This is a genomic window from Mesorhizobium sp. CA10, assembly GCF_020165285.1.
Classification (GTDB): Bacteria; Pseudomonadota; Alphaproteobacteria; order Rhizobiales; family Rhizobiaceae; genus Mesorhizobium.
On record NZ_JAIUHV010000012.1, the window covers coordinates 172,950 to 190,389 of the forward strand.

18 protein-coding genes are annotated in these 17,440 nt (G+C 64.1%); 9 read left to right on the forward strand and 9 right to left on the reverse strand.

Going from position 1 to position 17,440, the window contains the following annotated elements; all coding sequences use genetic code 11:
- Positions 1-180: 180 nt before the first annotated feature.
- The 5 genes from LB535_RS23545 (at position 181) to msrB (ending at position 3,181) form a co-directional block, all read left to right on the forward strand.
- The gene (locus LB535_RS23545) at positions 181-456 is read left to right on the forward strand and encodes a hypothetical protein (protein ID WP_224633898.1); all 276 of its coding nucleotides are present in this window, start codon (positions 181-183) and stop codon (positions 454-456) included.
- Positions 429-968, forward strand: a complete 540-nt coding sequence (locus tag LB535_RS23550) for a sigma-70 family RNA polymerase sigma factor (protein ID WP_224633899.1) — start codon at positions 429-431, stop codon at positions 966-968. The genes LB535_RS23545 and LB535_RS23550 overlap by 28 nt, the downstream gene beginning before the upstream one ends.
- Positions 965-1,681 carry an anti-sigma factor domain-containing protein gene (locus LB535_RS23555; RefSeq protein WP_224633922.1) on the forward strand — a complete coding sequence of 239 codons (717 nt, stop codon included), beginning with the start codon at positions 965-967 and terminating at the stop codon, positions 1,679-1,681. The genes LB535_RS23550 and LB535_RS23555 overlap by 4 nt, the downstream gene beginning before the upstream one ends.
- A 205-nt stretch (positions 1,682-1,886) precedes the next feature.
- Positions 1,887-2,444: a fasciclin domain-containing protein gene (locus tag LB535_RS23560; protein ID WP_224633900.1), complete on the forward strand. Its 558-nt coding sequence runs from the start codon at positions 1,887-1,889 to the stop codon at positions 2,442-2,444.
- A 233-nt stretch (positions 2,445-2,677) separates the two neighbouring features.
- Positions 2,678-3,181, forward strand: a complete 504-nt coding sequence (gene msrB / locus LB535_RS23565) for a peptide-methionine (R)-S-oxide reductase MsrB (RefSeq protein WP_140845337.1) — start codon at positions 2,678-2,680, stop codon at positions 3,179-3,181.
- A gap of 239 nt (positions 3,182-3,420) precedes the next feature.
- Here the strand turns inward: msrB and LB535_RS23570 are convergent, their stop codons facing one another.
- On the reverse strand, positions 3,421-5,034 hold the full coding sequence (locus tag LB535_RS23570; protein ID WP_224633901.1) for a DHA2 family efflux MFS transporter permease subunit: 1,614 nt from the start codon (positions 5,032-5,034) through the stop codon (positions 3,421-3,423).
- 118 nt (positions 5,035-5,152) lie between these two features.
- The gene (locus tag LB535_RS23575) at positions 5,153-6,346 is read right to left on the reverse strand and encodes an HlyD family secretion protein (RefSeq protein WP_224606709.1); all 1,194 of its coding nucleotides are present in this window, start codon (positions 6,344-6,346) and stop codon (positions 5,153-5,155) included.
- Between the two features lie 132 nt (positions 6,347-6,478).
- Here LB535_RS23575 and LB535_RS23580 point away from each other — a divergent pair, with 132 nt between their 5' ends.
- Positions 6,479-7,177 (forward strand): TetR/AcrR family transcriptional regulator, encoded by a 699-nt coding sequence (locus tag LB535_RS23580; RefSeq protein ID WP_095769503.1) that lies wholly within the window; start codon positions 6,479-6,481, stop codon positions 7,175-7,177.
- Positions 7,178-7,407: 230 nt separating this feature from the next.
- Positions 7,408-9,870 carry a DNA translocase FtsK gene (locus tag LB535_RS23585; RefSeq protein ID WP_224633902.1) on the forward strand — a complete coding sequence of 821 codons (2,463 nt, stop codon included), beginning with the start codon at positions 7,408-7,410 and terminating at the stop codon, positions 9,868-9,870.
- 31 nt (positions 9,871-9,901) lie between these two features.
- On the opposite strand, the gene yihA is transcribed toward LB535_RS23585, so the two are convergent.
- The 7 genes from yihA to LB535_RS23620 all read right to left on the reverse strand — a co-directional run bounded on the left by yihA (position 9,902) and on the right by LB535_RS23620 (position 15,352).
- Positions 9,902-10,570: a ribosome biogenesis GTP-binding protein YihA/YsxC gene (yihA, locus tag LB535_RS23590; protein WP_224608994.1), complete on the reverse strand. Its 669-nt coding sequence runs from the start codon at positions 10,568-10,570 to the stop codon at positions 9,902-9,904.
- A 14-nt stretch (positions 10,571-10,584) separates the two neighbouring features.
- Positions 10,585-11,223, reverse strand: a complete 639-nt coding sequence (locus tag LB535_RS23595) for a CatB-related O-acetyltransferase (protein WP_140845343.1) — start codon at positions 11,221-11,223, stop codon at positions 10,585-10,587.
- Positions 11,224-11,370: 147 nt separating this feature from the next.
- Positions 11,371-12,075 carry a DNA polymerase III subunit epsilon gene (gene dnaQ, locus LB535_RS23600; protein WP_224633903.1) on the reverse strand — a complete coding sequence of 235 codons (705 nt, stop codon included), beginning with the start codon at positions 12,073-12,075 and terminating at the stop codon, positions 11,371-11,373.
- A gap of 194 nt (positions 12,076-12,269) precedes the next feature.
- On the reverse strand, positions 12,270-12,863 hold the full coding sequence (gene coaE / locus LB535_RS23605; protein WP_224633904.1) for a dephospho-CoA kinase: 594 nt from the start codon (positions 12,861-12,863) through the stop codon (positions 12,270-12,272).
- Positions 12,863-13,696, reverse strand: coding sequence for a shikimate dehydrogenase (locus tag LB535_RS23610; RefSeq protein WP_224633905.1), 834 nt, complete (start codon positions 13,694-13,696; stop codon positions 12,863-12,865). Before LB535_RS23610 ends, coaE begins: the two co-directional genes overlap by 1 nt.
- Complete coding sequence (locus LB535_RS23615) at positions 13,689-14,288, reverse strand: Maf-like protein (protein WP_224633906.1); 600 nt, start codon at positions 14,286-14,288, stop codon at positions 13,689-13,691. The genes LB535_RS23610 and LB535_RS23615 overlap by 8 nt, the downstream gene beginning before the upstream one ends.
- Positions 14,289-14,530: 242 nt before the next feature.
- Complete coding sequence (locus LB535_RS23620) at positions 14,531-15,352, reverse strand: pyruvate, water dikinase regulatory protein (protein WP_095769510.1); 822 nt, start codon at positions 15,350-15,352, stop codon at positions 14,531-14,533.
- Positions 15,353-15,846: 494 nt separating this feature from the next.
- Between LB535_RS23620 and hemE the strand changes: the two genes are divergently transcribed.
- Both hemE and hemJ read left to right on the forward strand, forming a co-directional pair.
- A complete protein-coding gene (gene hemE / locus LB535_RS23625; RefSeq protein WP_224633907.1) occupies positions 15,847-16,875 on the forward strand; it encodes a uroporphyrinogen decarboxylase in 1,029 nt (342 codons plus the stop codon).
- Positions 16,872-17,426 carry a protoporphyrinogen oxidase HemJ gene (hemJ, locus tag LB535_RS23630; RefSeq protein ID WP_224633908.1) on the forward strand — a complete coding sequence of 185 codons (555 nt, stop codon included), beginning with the start codon at positions 16,872-16,874 and terminating at the stop codon, positions 17,424-17,426. The genes hemE and hemJ overlap by 4 nt, the downstream gene beginning before the upstream one ends.
- Positions 17,427-17,440 lie beyond the last annotated feature (14 nt).

Here is a 17,440-nt window from a genome sequence, read left to right on the forward strand (position 1 = left end):
CATCCACGGGCGGAGCAAGGAGCGAAGCGACGTGCGTAGACCCGAGGATCCATTCCGTAACGTCCGAGCGCCGCCGCGGTGCAGAATTCTGCTCCGCTGCACTTTTGACTAAGGTCACGGAATGGATTCCAGGGTCTTCGCGACGCCGCTACGCGGCTGCTCCGCCCTGGAATGACGAGGTTGGGAGGCTTCAGCAAATCGCCGGCGTTTGCGCTGTCACTGGCCGGCGGCCTGGATGCCGAGCGGCAGGCCGTCCGCCGTGACATGCACCGGCAGCGCGATTGGTTTCCACTTGGAATTGCGTCAAAGAGCAGGGATTTGCTTTTGGCAACGGCCAATGCCGAACTGTGCCGGATCGGCCTGCGGCCGCTGGTGGACGACGCTTCCGCCGCCGTTGCAATTAAATCGCAATCTTCTAATTTGCCGCCATGGGGCCTCAGGACATCAGCAAGCTGATCGTTCGGACTTCGATGAAGGACCGGGCGGCGTTCGATCTGCTCTACAAGCAGACCAGCGCGAAACTTTTCGGCGTCTGCCTTCGTGTCTTGAGAGACCGGGGTGACGCGGAAGAAGCGCTGCAGGAGGTCTTCGTCAAGATCTGGACGAAGGCGGATCGTTTCGCGGTTTCCGATCTGAGCCCGATCTCCTGGCTGGTGGCCGTTGCGCGCAATCATGCGATCGATCGCATCCGGTCGCGGCGCAGTCCCTCTGCCAACATCGATACGGCCCTCGACGTCGCCGATCCGGCGCCGGGACCCGAGGCCATGGCTGTGGCGGGCGGCGAGACCGAACGCATCTACCATTGCCTCGACGAACTGGAACAAGACCGGGCGGCTGCCGTCCGGGGCGCTTATCTGGGCGGCGAGAGCTATGCCGAGCTGGCGGAGCGCTTCAAGGTTCCGCTGAACACGATGCGGACCTGGCTGCGGCGAAGCCTGCTGAAACTGAGAGAATGCCTGGAAAGATGACGCTGGCAGAGGACAACGGACCGGAACGTGGAGGCGACGATCTGCTCGCCGCCGAATACGTTCTCGGCGTTCTGGCAGCCGACGAGCGCCAGATCGCTTCCCGTCGCATCGATGCCGAGACGGCGTTCGCCCGCCTTGTCGATGCCTGGGAAGCCCATTTCGCGCCGATGGCCGCCGCCTATGCCGCGGTCGAGCCGCCGGCTTCCGTGAAAGTGGCAATCGACCGCCGCCTATTTGCGTCGTCCGCGTCCACGGCGCCCAGCGGCGGCCTGTGGGCGAGCCTCCCCTTCTGGCGCGGCCTCGCCGCGGCGGCCATCGCCGCTTTGGCCGTCTATGTCGCCCTGCCTTACGTGATTCCACCGGTCCAGCCGCCCGAGACCAGGCTGGTCGCCTCTCTGGCCGCCGACAACAGCAACGTCAAATATCTTGCGGTCTATGACGCCGCCCGCCACGAGGTCGGCCTGTCGCTGGTCTCCGGCGACCGCGGCGCCGGCAAGGATTTCGAGCTCTGGATGATCGAGGGGAAGAACGCGCCGGTTTCGATGGGTGTCATCCCGGCCGGCCCGACCGCGCGCATGGCGGTCACGCCCGCCGTCCAGCAGAAGCTGGCGCAAGGCGCCGTGCTCGCCGTCAGCCTCGAACCCTCCGGCGGTTCGCCGACCGGCCAGCCGACCGGGCCGGTCGTCGCCGCGGGTGACCTGAAGGGAATCTGACCCTGGTCAGCCCATCATCGAAGACTAACTGAAGTCTATATTCTCCTTCGCTAGGCGGGGAAAAGTTCCCTGTCACCATCGATGACGCGGGCGGAATAAAGCGTCGAAATAAAAAATCGCGCCCTTCGTGAAACTAACATTTTTCGGGCCCGTATCTCCTCGCGTTCCCAAGGACGGGAAGAAACAACCCGAGGAGACTGACACTATGCGTAAGCTCGCCACCCTTTTGCTTGCCTCTACACTTGGCCTTTCGGCGCTCGGCACCATTGCCTACGCTGCCAATCCGATGGTCGGCGGCGCGCCGATGTATGCCAAGAAGAACATCATCGAGAATGCCGTCAATTCGAAGGACCACACAACTCTGGTCGCCGCCGTCAAGGCCGCCGGCCTGGTCGACACGCTGCAGGGCGCCGGTCCGTTCACCGTTTTCGCGCCGACCAACGAGGCCTTTGCGGCGCTCCCGGCCGGCACGGTCGACACGCTGCTCAAGCCCGAGAACAAGGACAAGCTGACCAAGGTGCTGACCTGCCATGTCGTCGCCGCCAAGGCGCTGGCCGCCGACGTCGCCAAGATGGCCAAGGCCGATGGCGGCGCCCACCAGGTCAAGACGGTCGGCGGCTGCGAGCTGACGCTGAAGGCGGAGAAGGGCAAGGTCACCGTCGCCGACGAGAACGGCAACGTTGCCCATGTCACCATCGCCGATGTCCGCCAGTCGAACGGCGTCATCCATGTCATCGACAAGGTTCTCTTGCCGAAGATGTAACAAAGCGGGCCTGGCCGGCGAAGACATGGCTGAGCGCTGGCCGTATCATTCAAGATCCGCGCCGCCGGCAGGGGTGTGCTCCGCGTCCGTCTCGCAAGGGCGGCGCGGAGCAGCATCCGGAGCGTTCCAGGAAGGTTCTGTCCGGAATTGCTCGAACGAGGAGATGGGGCGTCACCGGCTTTTGATTTCCGGCCCGGGCTCTATCTTGGCAAAATGCGTCAGGAGGAACGGCCATGAACCGTCGCGATTTTCTCTGGAGCGGGGCCGCCGCCACCGCTCTCATCGTCGGATCCGCAGCGATGCTGCGTGCCGGCGGACCGAAGCCCGCTCTCGCCGCCGAGACGTTCGAAATCACCAAGACCGATGCCGAATGGCACGCCATCCTTTCGGACGAGGCCTTCGATGTGCTGCGCAAGCAAGGCACCGAATATCCCGGCACCAGTCCGCTGCTCAACGAGCATCGCAAGGGCATCTTCGCCTGTGCCGGCTGCGACCTGCCGGTCTATTCGTCGGAAACCAAATTCGATTCCGGCACCGGCTGGCCGAGCTTCTGGCAGGAAATCCCCAACGCCATTGGCAAGACCGAGGACCGCTCGCTCGGCATGACCCGCACCGAGGTCCATTGCCGGCGCTGCGGCGGTCATCTCGGCCATGTCTTCGACGACGGCCCGCCGCCCACCGGCCTGCGCCACTGCATTAACGGCGTGGCGCTGAGCTTCAAGCCGGCTTCAGCCTGAGGTGGGTTGAGATTCAGGTGAGGCCGGCCTGCAAATGGCGGCTTCCTGCGCTTCCGGTGCTCACGTACGAAAAGTACGCTCCGCTCCGGTTCTCGGAACCCACCATTTTCGACTCGGCCTGACCTGAATCTCAACCCACCTTGGAGTCGCTTTCAATCTCTCCAAAAAGAATGACCCCGGAAATCGTCACCGGTTTCCGGGGTCACGCGTTGAGGAAGCCAGGCGGGGGTTCCGGCTCCTCAATGGCCTCCGCCGCCACCGCCGCCCTGCGGGGCCGGCTTGTTGATGAACAGCACGAAAAATCCGAGCGAGGCGAACAGCACCGTCAGCATCATGAACACGTCCATGAAGGACAAAAGCGCCGCCTGCTGGTGTACCATGCCGGACAGTTTCGAGATCGCAGCGCTTGTGGCGTCGAGACCGGCGGTCTGCCCGAAATTCTGCGTCATGTTCTGCAGCTTGGTCTGCGCGGTCTCGCTGCCCCACTGCACATGCTCGGAGAGCCGCGCATAGTGAAAGGCGTTGCGGTCGATCAGCACCGTGTTGATCACCGCGAGGCCGACGGCGCCGCCGAGGTTGCGGGTCAGGTTGAACAGGCCTGACGCATTCTTCAGCCGTTCCGGCGGCAGCGTGCCGAGCGCGATGTTGTTGATCGGCACCATGCACAGCATCATCGAGCAGCCGCGCAGGATCTGCGGGATCAACAGCTCATAGAAATCCCAGTCGGCGGTAAGATGCGTCATCCACCAGGTGCCGGTGGCGAAGCCGACGAAGCCGATCATCATCATCAGCCTGAGGTCGATCTTGTTCGACAGGATGCCGGCAACGGGCGCGGTGAAGAACATCGCCAGGCCGCTGACGAACAGCGCCTCGCCGATCATCATCGAATCGTAGCCGCGGATACGCCCCAGGAACACCGGATAGAGATAGGTGAGCCCGTAGAGGCCGATGCCGACGACGAAGGAGAACAGCGAGCCGAAGGCGAAGTTGACGTTGCTGAAGGCCCTGAGGTCGACAATCGGCTCCTCGGCGGTGAAGACGCGCCAGAAGAAGATGACGCCGCCGATGGTCATGATGATGGCGCAGGCGAACACCGCCGGCTCCTGCAGCCAGTCGTGGTTCGGGCCTTCCTCCAGCACATATTCCATGCAGCCGAGGAAAGCGGCCATGCCGACCAGACCCCACCAGTCGAACTTGGAGAACAGTTTCAGGTTGGGCTTGTCGAAATCGATCAGCGACCAGGCCGCCGTCGCCACCAGGATGCCGGGCACGACGTTGATCAGGAACAGCCAGTGCCAGGACATGGCGTGGCTGATATAGCCGCCCACCGTCGGGCCGATCGTCGGCGCCAGCGTCGCTACCAGGCCGATCATCGGCGAGACGACGGCGCGCTTGGAAGGCGGGAAGATAGTGAAGGCGGCCGCGAAGACGCTGGGGATCATGCCGCCGCCGATAAAGCCCTGGATGGCGCGGTAGACGATCATCTGGTCGATATTGGTGGCGGTCGCGGCGAGCGCGCTGGCCGCGGTGAAGCCGGCCGCCGCGGTGGTGAACAGCACGCGCGTCGACAGCATGCGGCTGAGGAAGCCGGACAGCGGGATCATCACCACCTCGGCGATCAGGTAGGCGGTCTGCACCCACGGGATCTCGTCGGAGCTGGCGCTCAGGCCCGCCTGGATTTCCGAGAGTGAGGCCGAGACGATCTGGATGTCCAGGATCGCCATGAACATGCCGAACACCATCGCCAGGAAGGCGACGACGCGGCGCACAGGCATATGGTCCGCGGACAGGGCCGGCGCGGCAGCGACCGGACGTCCGGGCGTTGATCCTGCGGTGATGGTTGCGGTTGCCATGTCATGGCCTCCCTGGGCAATTCCCGGGACAAGCGCGTGGCGGTCCCGAATTGCGTCGAAAACGATAAGGCAGGCTGGACGGCCCGGCGCTCAATCGGCCGCCGGGCCGCCCCCCCAATCAGTTGGTCGTCGAAGCCGGCGCGGTGCGGCTGTCGACCGCGACGACGACGCTCAGCCCGGCGCGCAGCTTGCCGGCCTTCAGCACGTCGGCCGGCACGTCGATGCGCACGGGCACGCGCTGCACCACCTTGGTGAAGTTGCCGGTGGCGTTTTCCGGCGGCAGCAGCGAGAACACCGCGCCCGAAGCCGGCGCCAGCGAGGAAACCGTGCCTTCGAAGGTCTGGCCGTCGATAGCGTCGACGGTGATGCGGACCTTCTCGCCAGGCATCATCCGGCCGAGCTGCGTCTCCTTGAAGTTGCCGACGATGTAGAGCTTGTCCATCGGCACGACGACGGCGAGCTTCTGGCCGGGGCTGACGAGATCACCCTGCTCGACCGAGCGGTTGCCGACGACGCCGTCATAGGGCGCCTTCAGCACGGTGAAGGACAGATCGCGCAGGGCCTTGTCGCGGGTGAGTTGCAGCGAGGCGAGCGTCGAGGCCGACTCGGCGCGCTGCGCTTCCAGCACGCCGATATTGGCCTGCGCCGCCGCGATCTGCGCATCGGCGCCGACAAGCGCCGCCTTGGCCTGGTCGAGCGCGGTCTGGGCGTCGTCGAGCTGGGCCTGCGTGCCGACATGGGTCTTGACGAGTTGCGCCGCCCGCAGCTGGGCGCGCGCCGCATTGTCGGCGGCGGCCTGGTCCGCGACCTTCTGCGCCTGGGCCTGCGACAGCGAAGCCTGGGCCGCCTTGGTCTGGGCGTCGATGCGGTCGAGCGTCTTGCTCAAGGTGGCGATCTGCGCCTCGGCCTGCGCCACGGCGATCTTGTAGTCGCCATTGTCGATGACGAACAGAGGATCGCCGGCCTTCACCTGCTGGTTCTCGCTCACCAGCACCTTGTCGATATAACCGGATATTTTCGGCGACACGAACGACATGTCGGCCTGGACATAGGCGTCGTCGGTGGAGATCATGAACCGTCCGTCGGTCCAATAGTTATACCCATACCAGGAACCGGCGCCGAGCAGGGCAAGCCCGATGATCGGTAACAGGAAAGAGCGGACAGAGCGCTGCTTCTTGGCGGGTGCTTCAGCCGCCGGCGTCGCAACGGGAGCGGCGGGCTGGACAGGAACTTCCGGCGCTTCGGTCGAAGGCTGGACCTTGGCGTTGGGAAAAGAGCGGACTTCGGCGGTGGCGGGCGCGTTCGAGGACATAGCGATCTCTCTGGATGTCAGTCATACTGAACCGTTCGGTTCGAATTGGAGATTGACATAGCGCGGAAAGAGGACCATATCAAGAGGAAATCGAACCGAGCGGTTCGAAATATTTTTCAAGGAACGACTTCCATGGTCGACACGACAGCCGATAGCGATCTGCTCGACTTACGCAAGGGCCGCCCGGCGGCCGGGCAGGATCCCGTAAAACGGGCCCAGATCATCGAGGGCGCCCGCCGCGTCTTTATAGACAAGGGTTTTGAAGCGGCCTCGATGAACGACATCACGCGCGAGGCCGGCGTCTCCAAGGGCACGATCTACGTCTATTTTCAAAACAAGGAAGAGCTGTTCGAGGCGCTCATCGAGGAAGAGCGCGGCACCATCTTCAAGAACATGTATGAAGTGCTCGACCATTTCGACGACCTGCGCAAGACGCTGGTGAAGTTCGGCACCGTGCTTTCGCTGAAGATCACCTCGGCCAAGGTCATCCAGGCCCAGCGCACCGTGGTCGGCGCGGCCGATCGGATTCCGGAACTTGGCGCGCGCTTCTACGAACGCGGCCCCAAGCGCGGCCACGACAAGGTGATGGCCTTCCTCAACGAAGCCGTCGAACGCGGCCTGCTTCAGATCGCCGACGTCGACCTTGCCGCCTACCAGTTCACCGAGCTTTGCCTCGCCGGCCTGTTCCGCCAGTGCATCTTTTCCTATCGCACGAAAGCGCCGAGCCAGGCGGAGATCGAGCACGTCGTGACGTCCGGCGTCGAAGTGTTTCTCAAGGCCTATGCCACGGAAAAATTCTTCGCCGAGGAACGGGCGTTACAATCGGCCTGACCGTTCGGGCATGCGGATTCCGGAGCGCAAAGGGCGAAGCTGAAGGGGTCGCTAGGCGTCGCCGCGAAATCCATCGGTGCGGTCCGCCTCGACCGCGAAGACCGGCCTGAAGATCCCCCTCTCAAAATATCGATCGGCATCGTCCGGCAGGCGCTTTCGGAAGGACCTGTTAACCATCGCTTCCTATGTCTCGGGAGACGTTCAATCGGCGAGTCTCGAGTATGACATCCATGCGTTTCCCCCGTGCCAATCATCCCGGCGCCTCAGCCCACGACAGCGACGACGAACATCGCAATCCGCGGGAAACCGGGCGCCATGGCGCGGTCCCGCAAGCAGGGCAGGTCGTGCCGCTGCGAGTCCTGCCCGGGGCCGAATCGACCGCCGCTCGTAACGCATCGTCCGAATCGGCCGGCGACGATTTCGGCCTCCCCGCCTGGCAGAACTATTTCTTCCTTGCACCCAATGTGCGTTTCACGCGCACGCCGGACACCGACCTCGCCAGGCGGGCCGCTCCGCCGGAGGATGCCGCTCAGGGCAAGGCATCCGCGGCCGAGCCCGTCCGGCCTGCGCCTCCGGCTCCGCCGCCAGCCGCTCCGGTCCGGAAAAGTTCCGCCGCTCCCGCCTCGGCGCCGATGCAAACCAGGTCGATCCGCGCACCAGCCACTGTTGCCCCAGCCGCCTTCCCGAGCCCTCCGACCGCGCCGACCCAGGGCGCCGCTGCTCCGACGCCAAAACCGCGCCTGAGCGGATTGCGCTGGTCCTATCTTTCCGATCATGCCTTTTTCGAGTTCGGCATGCCCTTCCTGGCCGAGCGCCTGGCGCGGGCGCGTCTGAACGAGACGGGGCAGGCGCCTGCCGTTCCGGCGCAGCCATTGATGCAGCCGGTGCCGGCGCAGCGTCCGGCCGCGCAACCGGTCCAGCCCCGTGCCGCCTTCCCGGGTGAGGCGACGTCATTTTACCGGGTCATCGAATGGCGCTCCAACACGGCGGAGGCAAGTCCGATCTGGGCGCCCGTGCCGGCTCCGGCGGCCGCCCAACCGGCGCCTGCCAAGCCCATGCCGATCTCCGCCCCGGTAAGCGCCAGGAAAGCCAGGCAGGCAGCATCGTTGCCCATGGCCGGCGAGGTCGGGCCGCTATCCGCGATGGGCGACTACGAGCTTCCTTCGGAAGAGCTCTTGCAGATGCCGCCCGAGGGCCAGGGCTTCTACATGTCGCAGGAGCGGATGGAGCAGAATGCCGATCTGCTCGAAAGCGTGTTGGAGGATTTCGGCGTCAAGGGCGAGATCATCCATGTCCGGCCGGGGCCGGTCGTCACGCTCTACGAGTTCGAGCCGGCGCCGGGCGTGAAATCCAGCCGCGTCATCGGGCTCGCCGACGATATCGCCCGCTCCATGTCGGCCGTCTCGGCGCGTGTCGCCGTGGTGCCGGGCCGCAATGTCATCGGCATCGAGCTGCCCAACGAGACGCGCGAGACCGTATATTTCCGCGAGCTGATCGGCTCGGCCGGCTTCCGCAATACCTCCTGCAAGCTGGCGCTCGGCCTTGGCAAGACCATCGGCGGCGAACCGGTCATTGCCGAGCTCGCCAAGATGCCGCATCTCTTGGTGGCGGGCACCACCGGCTCCGGCAAGTCGGTCGCCATCAACACCATGATCCTGTCGCTGCTCTTCAGGATGAAACCGCAGGAATGCCGTCTCATCATGGTCGACCCCAAGATGCTGGAGCTCTCCGTCTATGACGGCATCCCGCATCTTCTGACGCCGGTCGTCACCGATCCCAAGAAGGCCGTCACGGCGCTCAAATGGGCGGTGCGCGAGATGGAGGACCGCTACCGCAAGATGGCGCGCCTCGGCGTGCGCAACATCGACGGCTACAACCAGCGCGCGGCAGGCGCCCGCGACAAGGGCGAGGTCGTGACCATGCAGGTGCAGGCCGGCTTCGAGAGGGGCACCGGCGAGCCGCTGTTCGAGGAGCGCGCGATCGACCTCGCGCCAATGCCCTATATCGTCATCATCGTCGACGAGATGGCCGACCTGATGATGGTGGCCGGCAAGGAGATCGAAGGCGCCATCCAGCGGCTGGCGCAGATGGCACGCGCCGCCGGAATCCATCTGATCATGGCGACGCAGCGCCCGTCCGTCGATGTCATCACCGGCACGATCAAGGCCAATTTCCCCACCCGCATCTCCTTCCAGGTGACGTCGAAGATCGACAGCCGCACCATCCTCGGCGAGCAGGGCGCCGAGCAGCTGCTCGGCCAGGGCGACATGCTGCACATGGCCGGCGGCGGGCGCATTTCGCGCGTGCATGGCCCCTTCGTTTCCGATGTCGAGGTCGAGCATGTCGTGGCGCATCTGAAAGCGCAGGGACGTCCCGAATATCTCGACACCGTCACCGCGGACGAGGAAGAGGAACAGGAAGCGGCCGACACAGGCCCGGTCTTCGACAAAAGCGCGATGGCCGAGGAGGATGGCGACGCGCTCTATGAGGAAGCCGTCAAGGTGGTCAAGCGCGACAAGAAGTGCTCGACCTCCTACATCCAGCGCCGCCTCGGCGTCGGCTACAATCGCGCCGCCTCGCTGGTCGAGCGCATGGAGAAGGAAGGCCTGGTCGGCGCTCCCAACCATGTCGGTAAGCGCGAGATCCTCAGCGGCCGGCGCGATCGCGAGCCGGAACGCGACGAGATGGATTGATCCTGAGGGATCGGTCCCCTGGCGGGCGGCGTCAGCCGCCGTTCGCTACCAGGGCGATGGCGGCGCGCAGCTCGTCCAAGCCCTCGGCTTTTTCCGACGAGGTGGCCAGCACCAGTGGAAACGCCGCGGGCCGCTTCTTGATCTTGGCCAGCGTCTCCTCGATCAGCCTCGGCACGCCGGCGGCCTTGATCTTGTCGGTCTTGGTCAGCACCACCTGGTAGGACACTGCCGCCTTGTCGAGCAGGGTCAGCACTTCCTCATCCTTGGCCTTGATGCCGTGGCGCGCGTCGATCAGCACATAGACGCGCTTCAGCGTCACGCGGCCCTGCAGATATTCGTAGATGAGTTTCGTCCACTCATCGACCTTGTCCTTCGGCGCGCTGGCATAGCCGTAGCCCGGCATGTCGACCAACGCCATCGGCGGCAGGTCGGCGCCCTCGCCGGAAAAGCCATCGGGCACGAAATAGTTGAGCTCCTGCGTGCGGCCCGGCGTGTTCGACGTCCGCGCCAGGCCCTTGTGCCCGACCAGCGCGTTGATCAGCGACGATTTGCCGACATTGGAACGGCCGGCGAAGGCGATCTCCGGCGGGCCTTCCGGCGGCAGGAACTTCATCGACGGCACGCCGCGGATGAAGACCCAGCCACGGGTGAACAGCTCCGGGCTGATCGCCGTTTCGTTCGGCGTTTTGACGTTTGTCATTTTTTCGGGCGCGCTCAAACCGCTGCCTCCAGCCTGGAAATGTCGGCGCCCCGGATGGCGTTGAGGTTGCGGCTGATCTTGTCGACCGGCCAGTCCCACCAAGCCGCCTTGAGCAGCCGCCGCACCGTGAACTCGTCGAAGCGCATCTTCACCACCTTGGCCGCATTGCCGGCCACGATCGCATAAGGCGGCACGTCGTGCGTGACAACCGATTTCGCCGCGACAATGGCGCCGTCGCCCACCGTCACGCCCGGCATGATCACCGCATCCATGCCGATCCACACGTCATTGCGTATCGTGGTGTCGCCGCGGATCTCCTTCGACCAGGTCTGCGGGTCGAAGCCTTCCTCCCAGCCATGGCCGAAGATGTTGAACGGATAGGTCGAGAAGCCCGACATGGCGTGATTGGCGCCGTTCATGATGAAACGCGCGCCTTCGGCTATGGCGCAGAACTTGCCGATGATCAGCTTGTCGCCGATGAAGTCGTAGTGATGCAGCACGCATTTCTCGGCGAATTTGTCGGGACCGTCGGGGTCGTCGTAATAGGTGAAATCGCCGATCTCGATGTTGGGCGACGTCACCAGTCCCTTCAGGAAACCGACGCGCGGATGCATCGCAATCGGATGCTTGACGTTGGGATTGGGTCCGGTCATCGCGGTCCTTTGCGGGCGGGTTTGGGCGCGGTCGGCGCGCGCGAGCAAACTAACGCGATCCTTCGACGGGACCAACCGTTCAATGGCTGCCGCGACAGATCGCGATCGGATTGGAAAGTCTCCAACGTCAGCGCCAATAGCGCCCGGTCAACCCATCGCCACTTTCAGCCACAGCGCCTTTTCGCCGAGCGTCGCGACGAGCCCGGCATGCGCCGCTCGATCCGTTTCACTGAGCCGCGGCGGCAGGGCGATCGGCCGGGCGCCGATCGAGATGTCGATATCGGCCACCTCGCCGGCGCCATTCATGTGCACCGCCACGGACTCCAGCACCAGCGCCGCCTGCTTGCCGCCGATGAGCTCGATATAGACCTCGGCCAGCAATTCGGAGTCGAGCAGCGCGCCGTGCTTGGTGCGGCGGGTGTTGTCGATGCCGTAGCGCCGGCAGAGCGCGTCGAGCGAGTTCGGTCCCATCGGATGCTTGCGGCGCGCCAGCGCCAGCGTGTCGACCACGCGGCCGGGATCGATGGCTGCTTGCTCGAGCCGGCTGAATTCGAGGTTGAGGAAGCCGATATCGAAGGTTGCGTTGTGGGCGATCAACTTGGCGCCGTCGGTGAAGTCCAGCCATTCCTGCGCGATTTCAGCGAAGGTCGGCTTGCCGACCAGGTCGGCGGCGCTGATGCCGTGCACGGCCTGCGCCTCGGCATGGATCGCGCGCCCTTGCGGATTGATGAATTTGTGGAAGGTGCGGCCGGTCGGGAAGCGGTTGACCAGCTCGACGCCGCCAAGCTCGATGATGCGGTCGTCGCGCAAATCGAGGCCGGTAGTTTCCGTATCGAAGATGATCTCACGCATTCGAATCAGTTCGCTTCCCAAACGAGCAGAATCATACACCAGAACAAAATGGCAATGGGGACTGGTGACGGCCTAACGCCTGACCTCCGAAAATGGGAATCGATTTTCGGAAAAGGATCATGCGCAAAATCAAAGCGTTACAACGTCCTTTGCGCGCCCGAACGGGCGCGCGGCGCTGTAATGTCAGGAGTCGCTTAGCCGGACTTTTCCCCTGAGAGTTCGGCGACGATCGCCTCGACCGCCTTTCGCGCGGCGTCGAAGCCATGGCCGGTGTCGATGATGAAATCGGCCAGGCGGCGCTTTTCGGCGTCGGGCACCTGCCTGGCGAGGATGGATGAAAACTTCTCCTCGCTCATGCCCGGCCTGGCGAGCACGCGCTCACGCTGGATTTCTGGCGACGCGCTGACGACCACGACCTTGTCGACGCGGCTGCGGCCGCCGGTTTCGAACAGCAGCGGGATATCGAGCACGGCGAGCGGCGCGCCGGCGGCGCGATGCTCTGCGAGAAACGCGTCGGCGTCGGCGCGCACCAGCGGGTGAATGATTGCCTCGAGCCGCTTCAGCGCGGCCGGATCGGCGAGCACTTTTTCAGCGAGCTTGACCCGATCGACCGCGCCCACCTGCGTCGTGCCCGGAAAGGCCGCCTCGACCAGAGGGGCTGCCTTGCCGGAATAAAGGCGATGCACGGTCTCGTCGGAATCATGCACCGGCACGCCGGCTTCGGCGAACATTTTCGCCGTGGTGGACTTGCCCATGCCGATCGATCCGGTGAGGCCGAGCACGATCATCAACGGCCCTCGATGTCGGCGACGATCATGCGCCGCAATTCGGGCGTCACTTCGGGTTTCCTGCCGAACCAGCGTTCGAAACCTGGCACGGCCTGATGCAGCAGCATGCCGAGACCATCGACCGTCTTCAGGCCGCGCGCCCTAGCGGCGGCAAGCAAGGAAGTTTCCAACGGCACATAGACAATGTCGGTGACGATGGCATGATCCGGCAAGCCGGCCGGATCGGCGGAGAGCGTGGCGTCACCATGCATGCCGAGCGAGGTGGTGTTGATCAGCAGGCCGGCATCGGCAAGCAGCTCACTGAGCGCGCCCGCGCCATGCGCCGAGACCCCGGCGCCGAAATGGCGGCTGAGTTCCTCGGCTCTCGCGAGCGTCCGATTGACGATGCGGATATCCTTGACGCCACGCTCCTTCAGCGCGTGGATGACCGCGCGGGAGGCGCCGCCGGCGCCCAGAACCACGGCCGGCCCATTGGCCGCCCAGCCCGACGCATGCTCATCGAGGTTGGCGGCGAAACCGTAGCCGTCCGTGTTGCCGCCACACAGAATGCCATCCTCGAACCACAATGTGTTGACCGCGCCGATTTCATCGGCCGCATGGTCTCGGCGGGCCACTCCGGCGAAAGCGGCTTCCTTGTGCGGAATGGTGACATTGCCGCCGCGGTAGCCGTTCTCGCCGAGAGATTTCAGAAAGGCGGCGAAATCCGCCGGCGCGACGTCGATCGCTCCATAGCTGCCGTCGATGCCGTATTTGGCCAGCCAGTAGCCGTGGATTTTCGGAGAGCGCGAATGGGCGATCGGATGTCCGGTGACGAAGGCCTTTTTCTCAGCCATCGATGGCTCCCAATGCGCGCAACTCCTTCAGCAGCGGCAGCAGCGGCAGGCCGACGATGGTGAAATAGTCGCCCTCGATCTTCTCGAACAGCTGGATGCCTTCACCCTCGATCTGATAGGCGCCGACGCTGGACAGCGCCTTGGCGCCGACGCGGGCCAGGTGCCGGCCGATGAAGCCGGGGTCGAGCTTGCGCATGGTGAGGCTCACGACGCCGACATGGCGCCACAGCACTGCGCCGTCGCGGCAAAGCACCGCGGCGCTGTTCAACTGATGCGTCTTGCCGGACAAGGCCAGGAGGTGGCGGCGGGCGCCTTCCATGTCGGCGGGCTTATGAAAAATCTCGTCGCCCAGCGACAGCGTCTGATCGCAGCCGAGCACCAGGGCGCCCGGCTTGCGCTCGCTGACCTCGGTCGCCTTGGCCTCGGCCAGGATTGACGCGACATCTTCAGGTGACACACCGCTGTCCTTCAGCGGGGCCTCGAGCGCGCGCTCGTCGACATTTGCCGGCACCGCCTCGATGTCCAGGCCGGCGCTGACGAGCATGGCTTTTCGGAATGGGCTGCCGGAGGCGAGGATGATCTTTTCAGGCATGATGGTTCATTCAACCGTTGCGATCCGTCCAGCACCCCTCATCCGTCTCGGCGCTGTCGCGCCGATCCACCTTCTCCCATAAGGGGAGAAGGAAAGTCCAACGTCACCGCAAATCGCCGCCTGGCGGTAATCGCAGGACGCTGGCGCCGCGTTCTTCCTTCTCCCCTTGTGGGAGAAGGTGGCCGAGCGAAGCTCGGTCGGATGAGGGGTGTTGGACGGAGTGCTCACTTACATCGCTTGCCCTAGCGCGTCTTGCCCCGCAGGGCAACGATCGCCGCGGCCGTTTCCTCAATGGAGCGGCGGCTGACATCGATCATCGGCCAGCCATGCCGCGTGCAAAGCTGGCGGGCATAGGCGAGCTCCTCGTTGATCGCGGCGCGGTCGACATAATCGGTCGGCACGAAGGCGGCGCTGTTGCCGAGGATGCGGTTTTGCCTCACATGCGAGATGCGCTCGGCCGTGGCGACCAGGCCGACGACCAAAGGCGTCTTGGCGGCGATCAGGCTTTCCGGGAGCGGCACGCCGAGCACAATCGGGATATTGGCGGTCTTGATGCCGCGATTGGCGAGATAGATGCTGGTCGGCGTCTTCGAGGTGCGCGAAATGCCGATCAGCACGATGTCGGCATCGTCCATATTGGCCGGCAGCTGGCCGTCATCATGCTCCATAGTGAAGTTCAAGGCATCGATGCGGCGGAAATATTCGGCGTCGAGCACGTGCTGGGCGCCGACGCGGCGACCGGCCGGCGTGCCGAGATAGGACTGGAAGACGGTCAGCACCGGTTCCAGCACCGAGACGCAAGGCAGGCCCATCGCAGCGCAGCGCTCATCGATCGAACGCGCCAGCTTCTGGTCGACGACCGTATAGAGAATAATGCCGGGCTCCTCCTCGATGTCCTCGAAGACCTTGGCGATCTGCTTTTCCGTGCGGATCAGCGGATAGATGTGCTCGATGGCGCGCGCATCCTTGTATTGGGCGGACGCCGCGCGGCCGGCCGCCAGCAGCGTCTCGCCGGTGGCGTCGGAGATCAGATGCAGATGAAAGAAGCTCTGAGGTTTGTTCACAGGGAATGGGTCCAGGCTGTGGGCAATTGTGGACAAGGCTGGATGGGCAGGCCTTGGGCAAGGAAGCGACTGTATCAGATGGCCGCTTGTCCACAATTCGACCCGCTGTAGGCTTTGTCGCGGCGCTGGGGACAAAACCGGGGATCAAGTTTTCTTGGCCGGTTTCATCCACAGGGCGAGGTTCGGAACGGTAAGTCCAAGCTTTTGACTCCAATGCTGGAATCCGCCTCGTCCCCAAAACCCTCCAAATTGCGAAAGCGAGTACGCGACAATATGCTGACTGGCCTTTTCGAGCCGCAGGCTGGACAGGTCGCAACCATCACAACCAACAGACTCTTAGAATCAGAAGACTCTTTTAAAATAGATATTTGATTTAAGAGGGGCGCGCATGACCCCGAACCAGAGGTTCGGAAAGGATCATGCGCTAAATGAAAGCGCTACAGCGTCCTTTGCGCGTCTAAGGACGCGCGGCGCTGTAGAGAGGGCAGCGCAGGATGGCTGGGAAACGGATCGTGCTCGACGTCCTCAAGGGCGAGACGGTTTCACCGCCGCCGCTCTGGATGATGCGTCAGGCGGGCCGCTATCTTCCGGAGTATCGCGAGACCAGGAAGCGAGCGGGATCCTTCCTCGATCTCTGCTACGATCCGGACCTTGCCGTCGAGGTAACGCTGCAGCCGATCGAGCGCTTCGGCTTCGACGCCTCGATCCTGTTCTCCGACATTCTCGTCGTGCCCAATGCCCTGGGGCGAGACGTCCGCTTCGAGGAGGGCCGCGGACCGGTCCTGAAGCCGATCTCGGCGGCCGAGATTGCGGCGCTGAACGGCGACATGTTTCACGTGAATCTCGAACCGGTCTACGAGACCGTGCGCCGGCTGCGGGCGAAACTGCCCGATGAGACGACGCTGCTCGGCTTCTGCGGCGCGCCATGGACGGTGGCGACCTATATGATCGCCGGCCACGGCACGCCCGACCAAGGCCCTGCCCGGCTATTCGCCTATCGCGAGCCCGAGGCCTTCGCGCGGCTTCTGAAGATATTGGCCGATCATTCGGCCGCCTATCTCATCCGCCAGATCGAGGCCGGCGCCGATGCGGTGCAGATTTTCGATTCATGGTCGGGCGTGCTGGACGAGCCGTCCTTCGAGGCTTTCTGCGTCGAGCCGGTCGCCGAGATCGTCGCCCAACTGAAGGCGGTTCACCCCGAGGTGCCGGTGATCGGTTTCCCGAAGGGCGCGGGCGAGCGCTATCGCAACTACAGGAGAAAGACCGGCATTGCCGGTCTCGGTCTCGACTGGACCGTGCCGCTGTCGATGGCGAAGGAGCTGCAGCGCGACGGAGCGGTGCAAGGCAATCTCGATCCGTTGCGCCTGGTCGCCGGCGGCAAGGCGCTCTCTGACGGCGTCGAGGCAATCCTAAGGACTTTGGGTGACGGGCCGCTGATCTTCAATCTCGGCCACGGCATCACGCCGGAAACGCCGGTGGCGCATGTCGAGGCGATGGTGAAAATGGTGAGAAGCCGCCGATGAATGATGTAAGCAACGAGAACAGCGCGAGCAGCGAAAACAGCACTGGCCAGGCGATGAAGCGCATGGCGATCGGCATTGCCCTGCTCGTCGTGCTGACGGTGCTGCTCTATCTCGCGGCACCCGACAGCTTCTATCCGTGGGCCAAGGCGATCCATGTGATTGCGGTTATTTCCTGGATGGCCGGCATGCTCTATTTGCCGCGTCTCTTCGTCTACCATGTCGATGCCGAAAGGGGCTCGGTGCAGTCCGAAACCTTCAAGGTGATGGAGCGCCGGCTGCTCAGAGGGATCATCAATCCGGCGATGACCGCGACCTGGGTGTTCGGGCTTTGGCTTGCCTGGAAAGGCTTTGGATTCCAGGGCGGCTGGCTGCACGCCAAGATCGCGCTGGTGCTCATTTTGTCGGGGCTGCATGGCTATCTCGCCGGCGCGGTCAGGAAATTTGCCGAGGACAAGAACGAAAAGCCGGCGAGGTACTGGCGGATCGTCAATGAGATCCCCACATTGCTGATGATCGTCATCGTCATCCTGGTCATCGTGAAGCCGTTCTGAGGCTTTCCCGGATC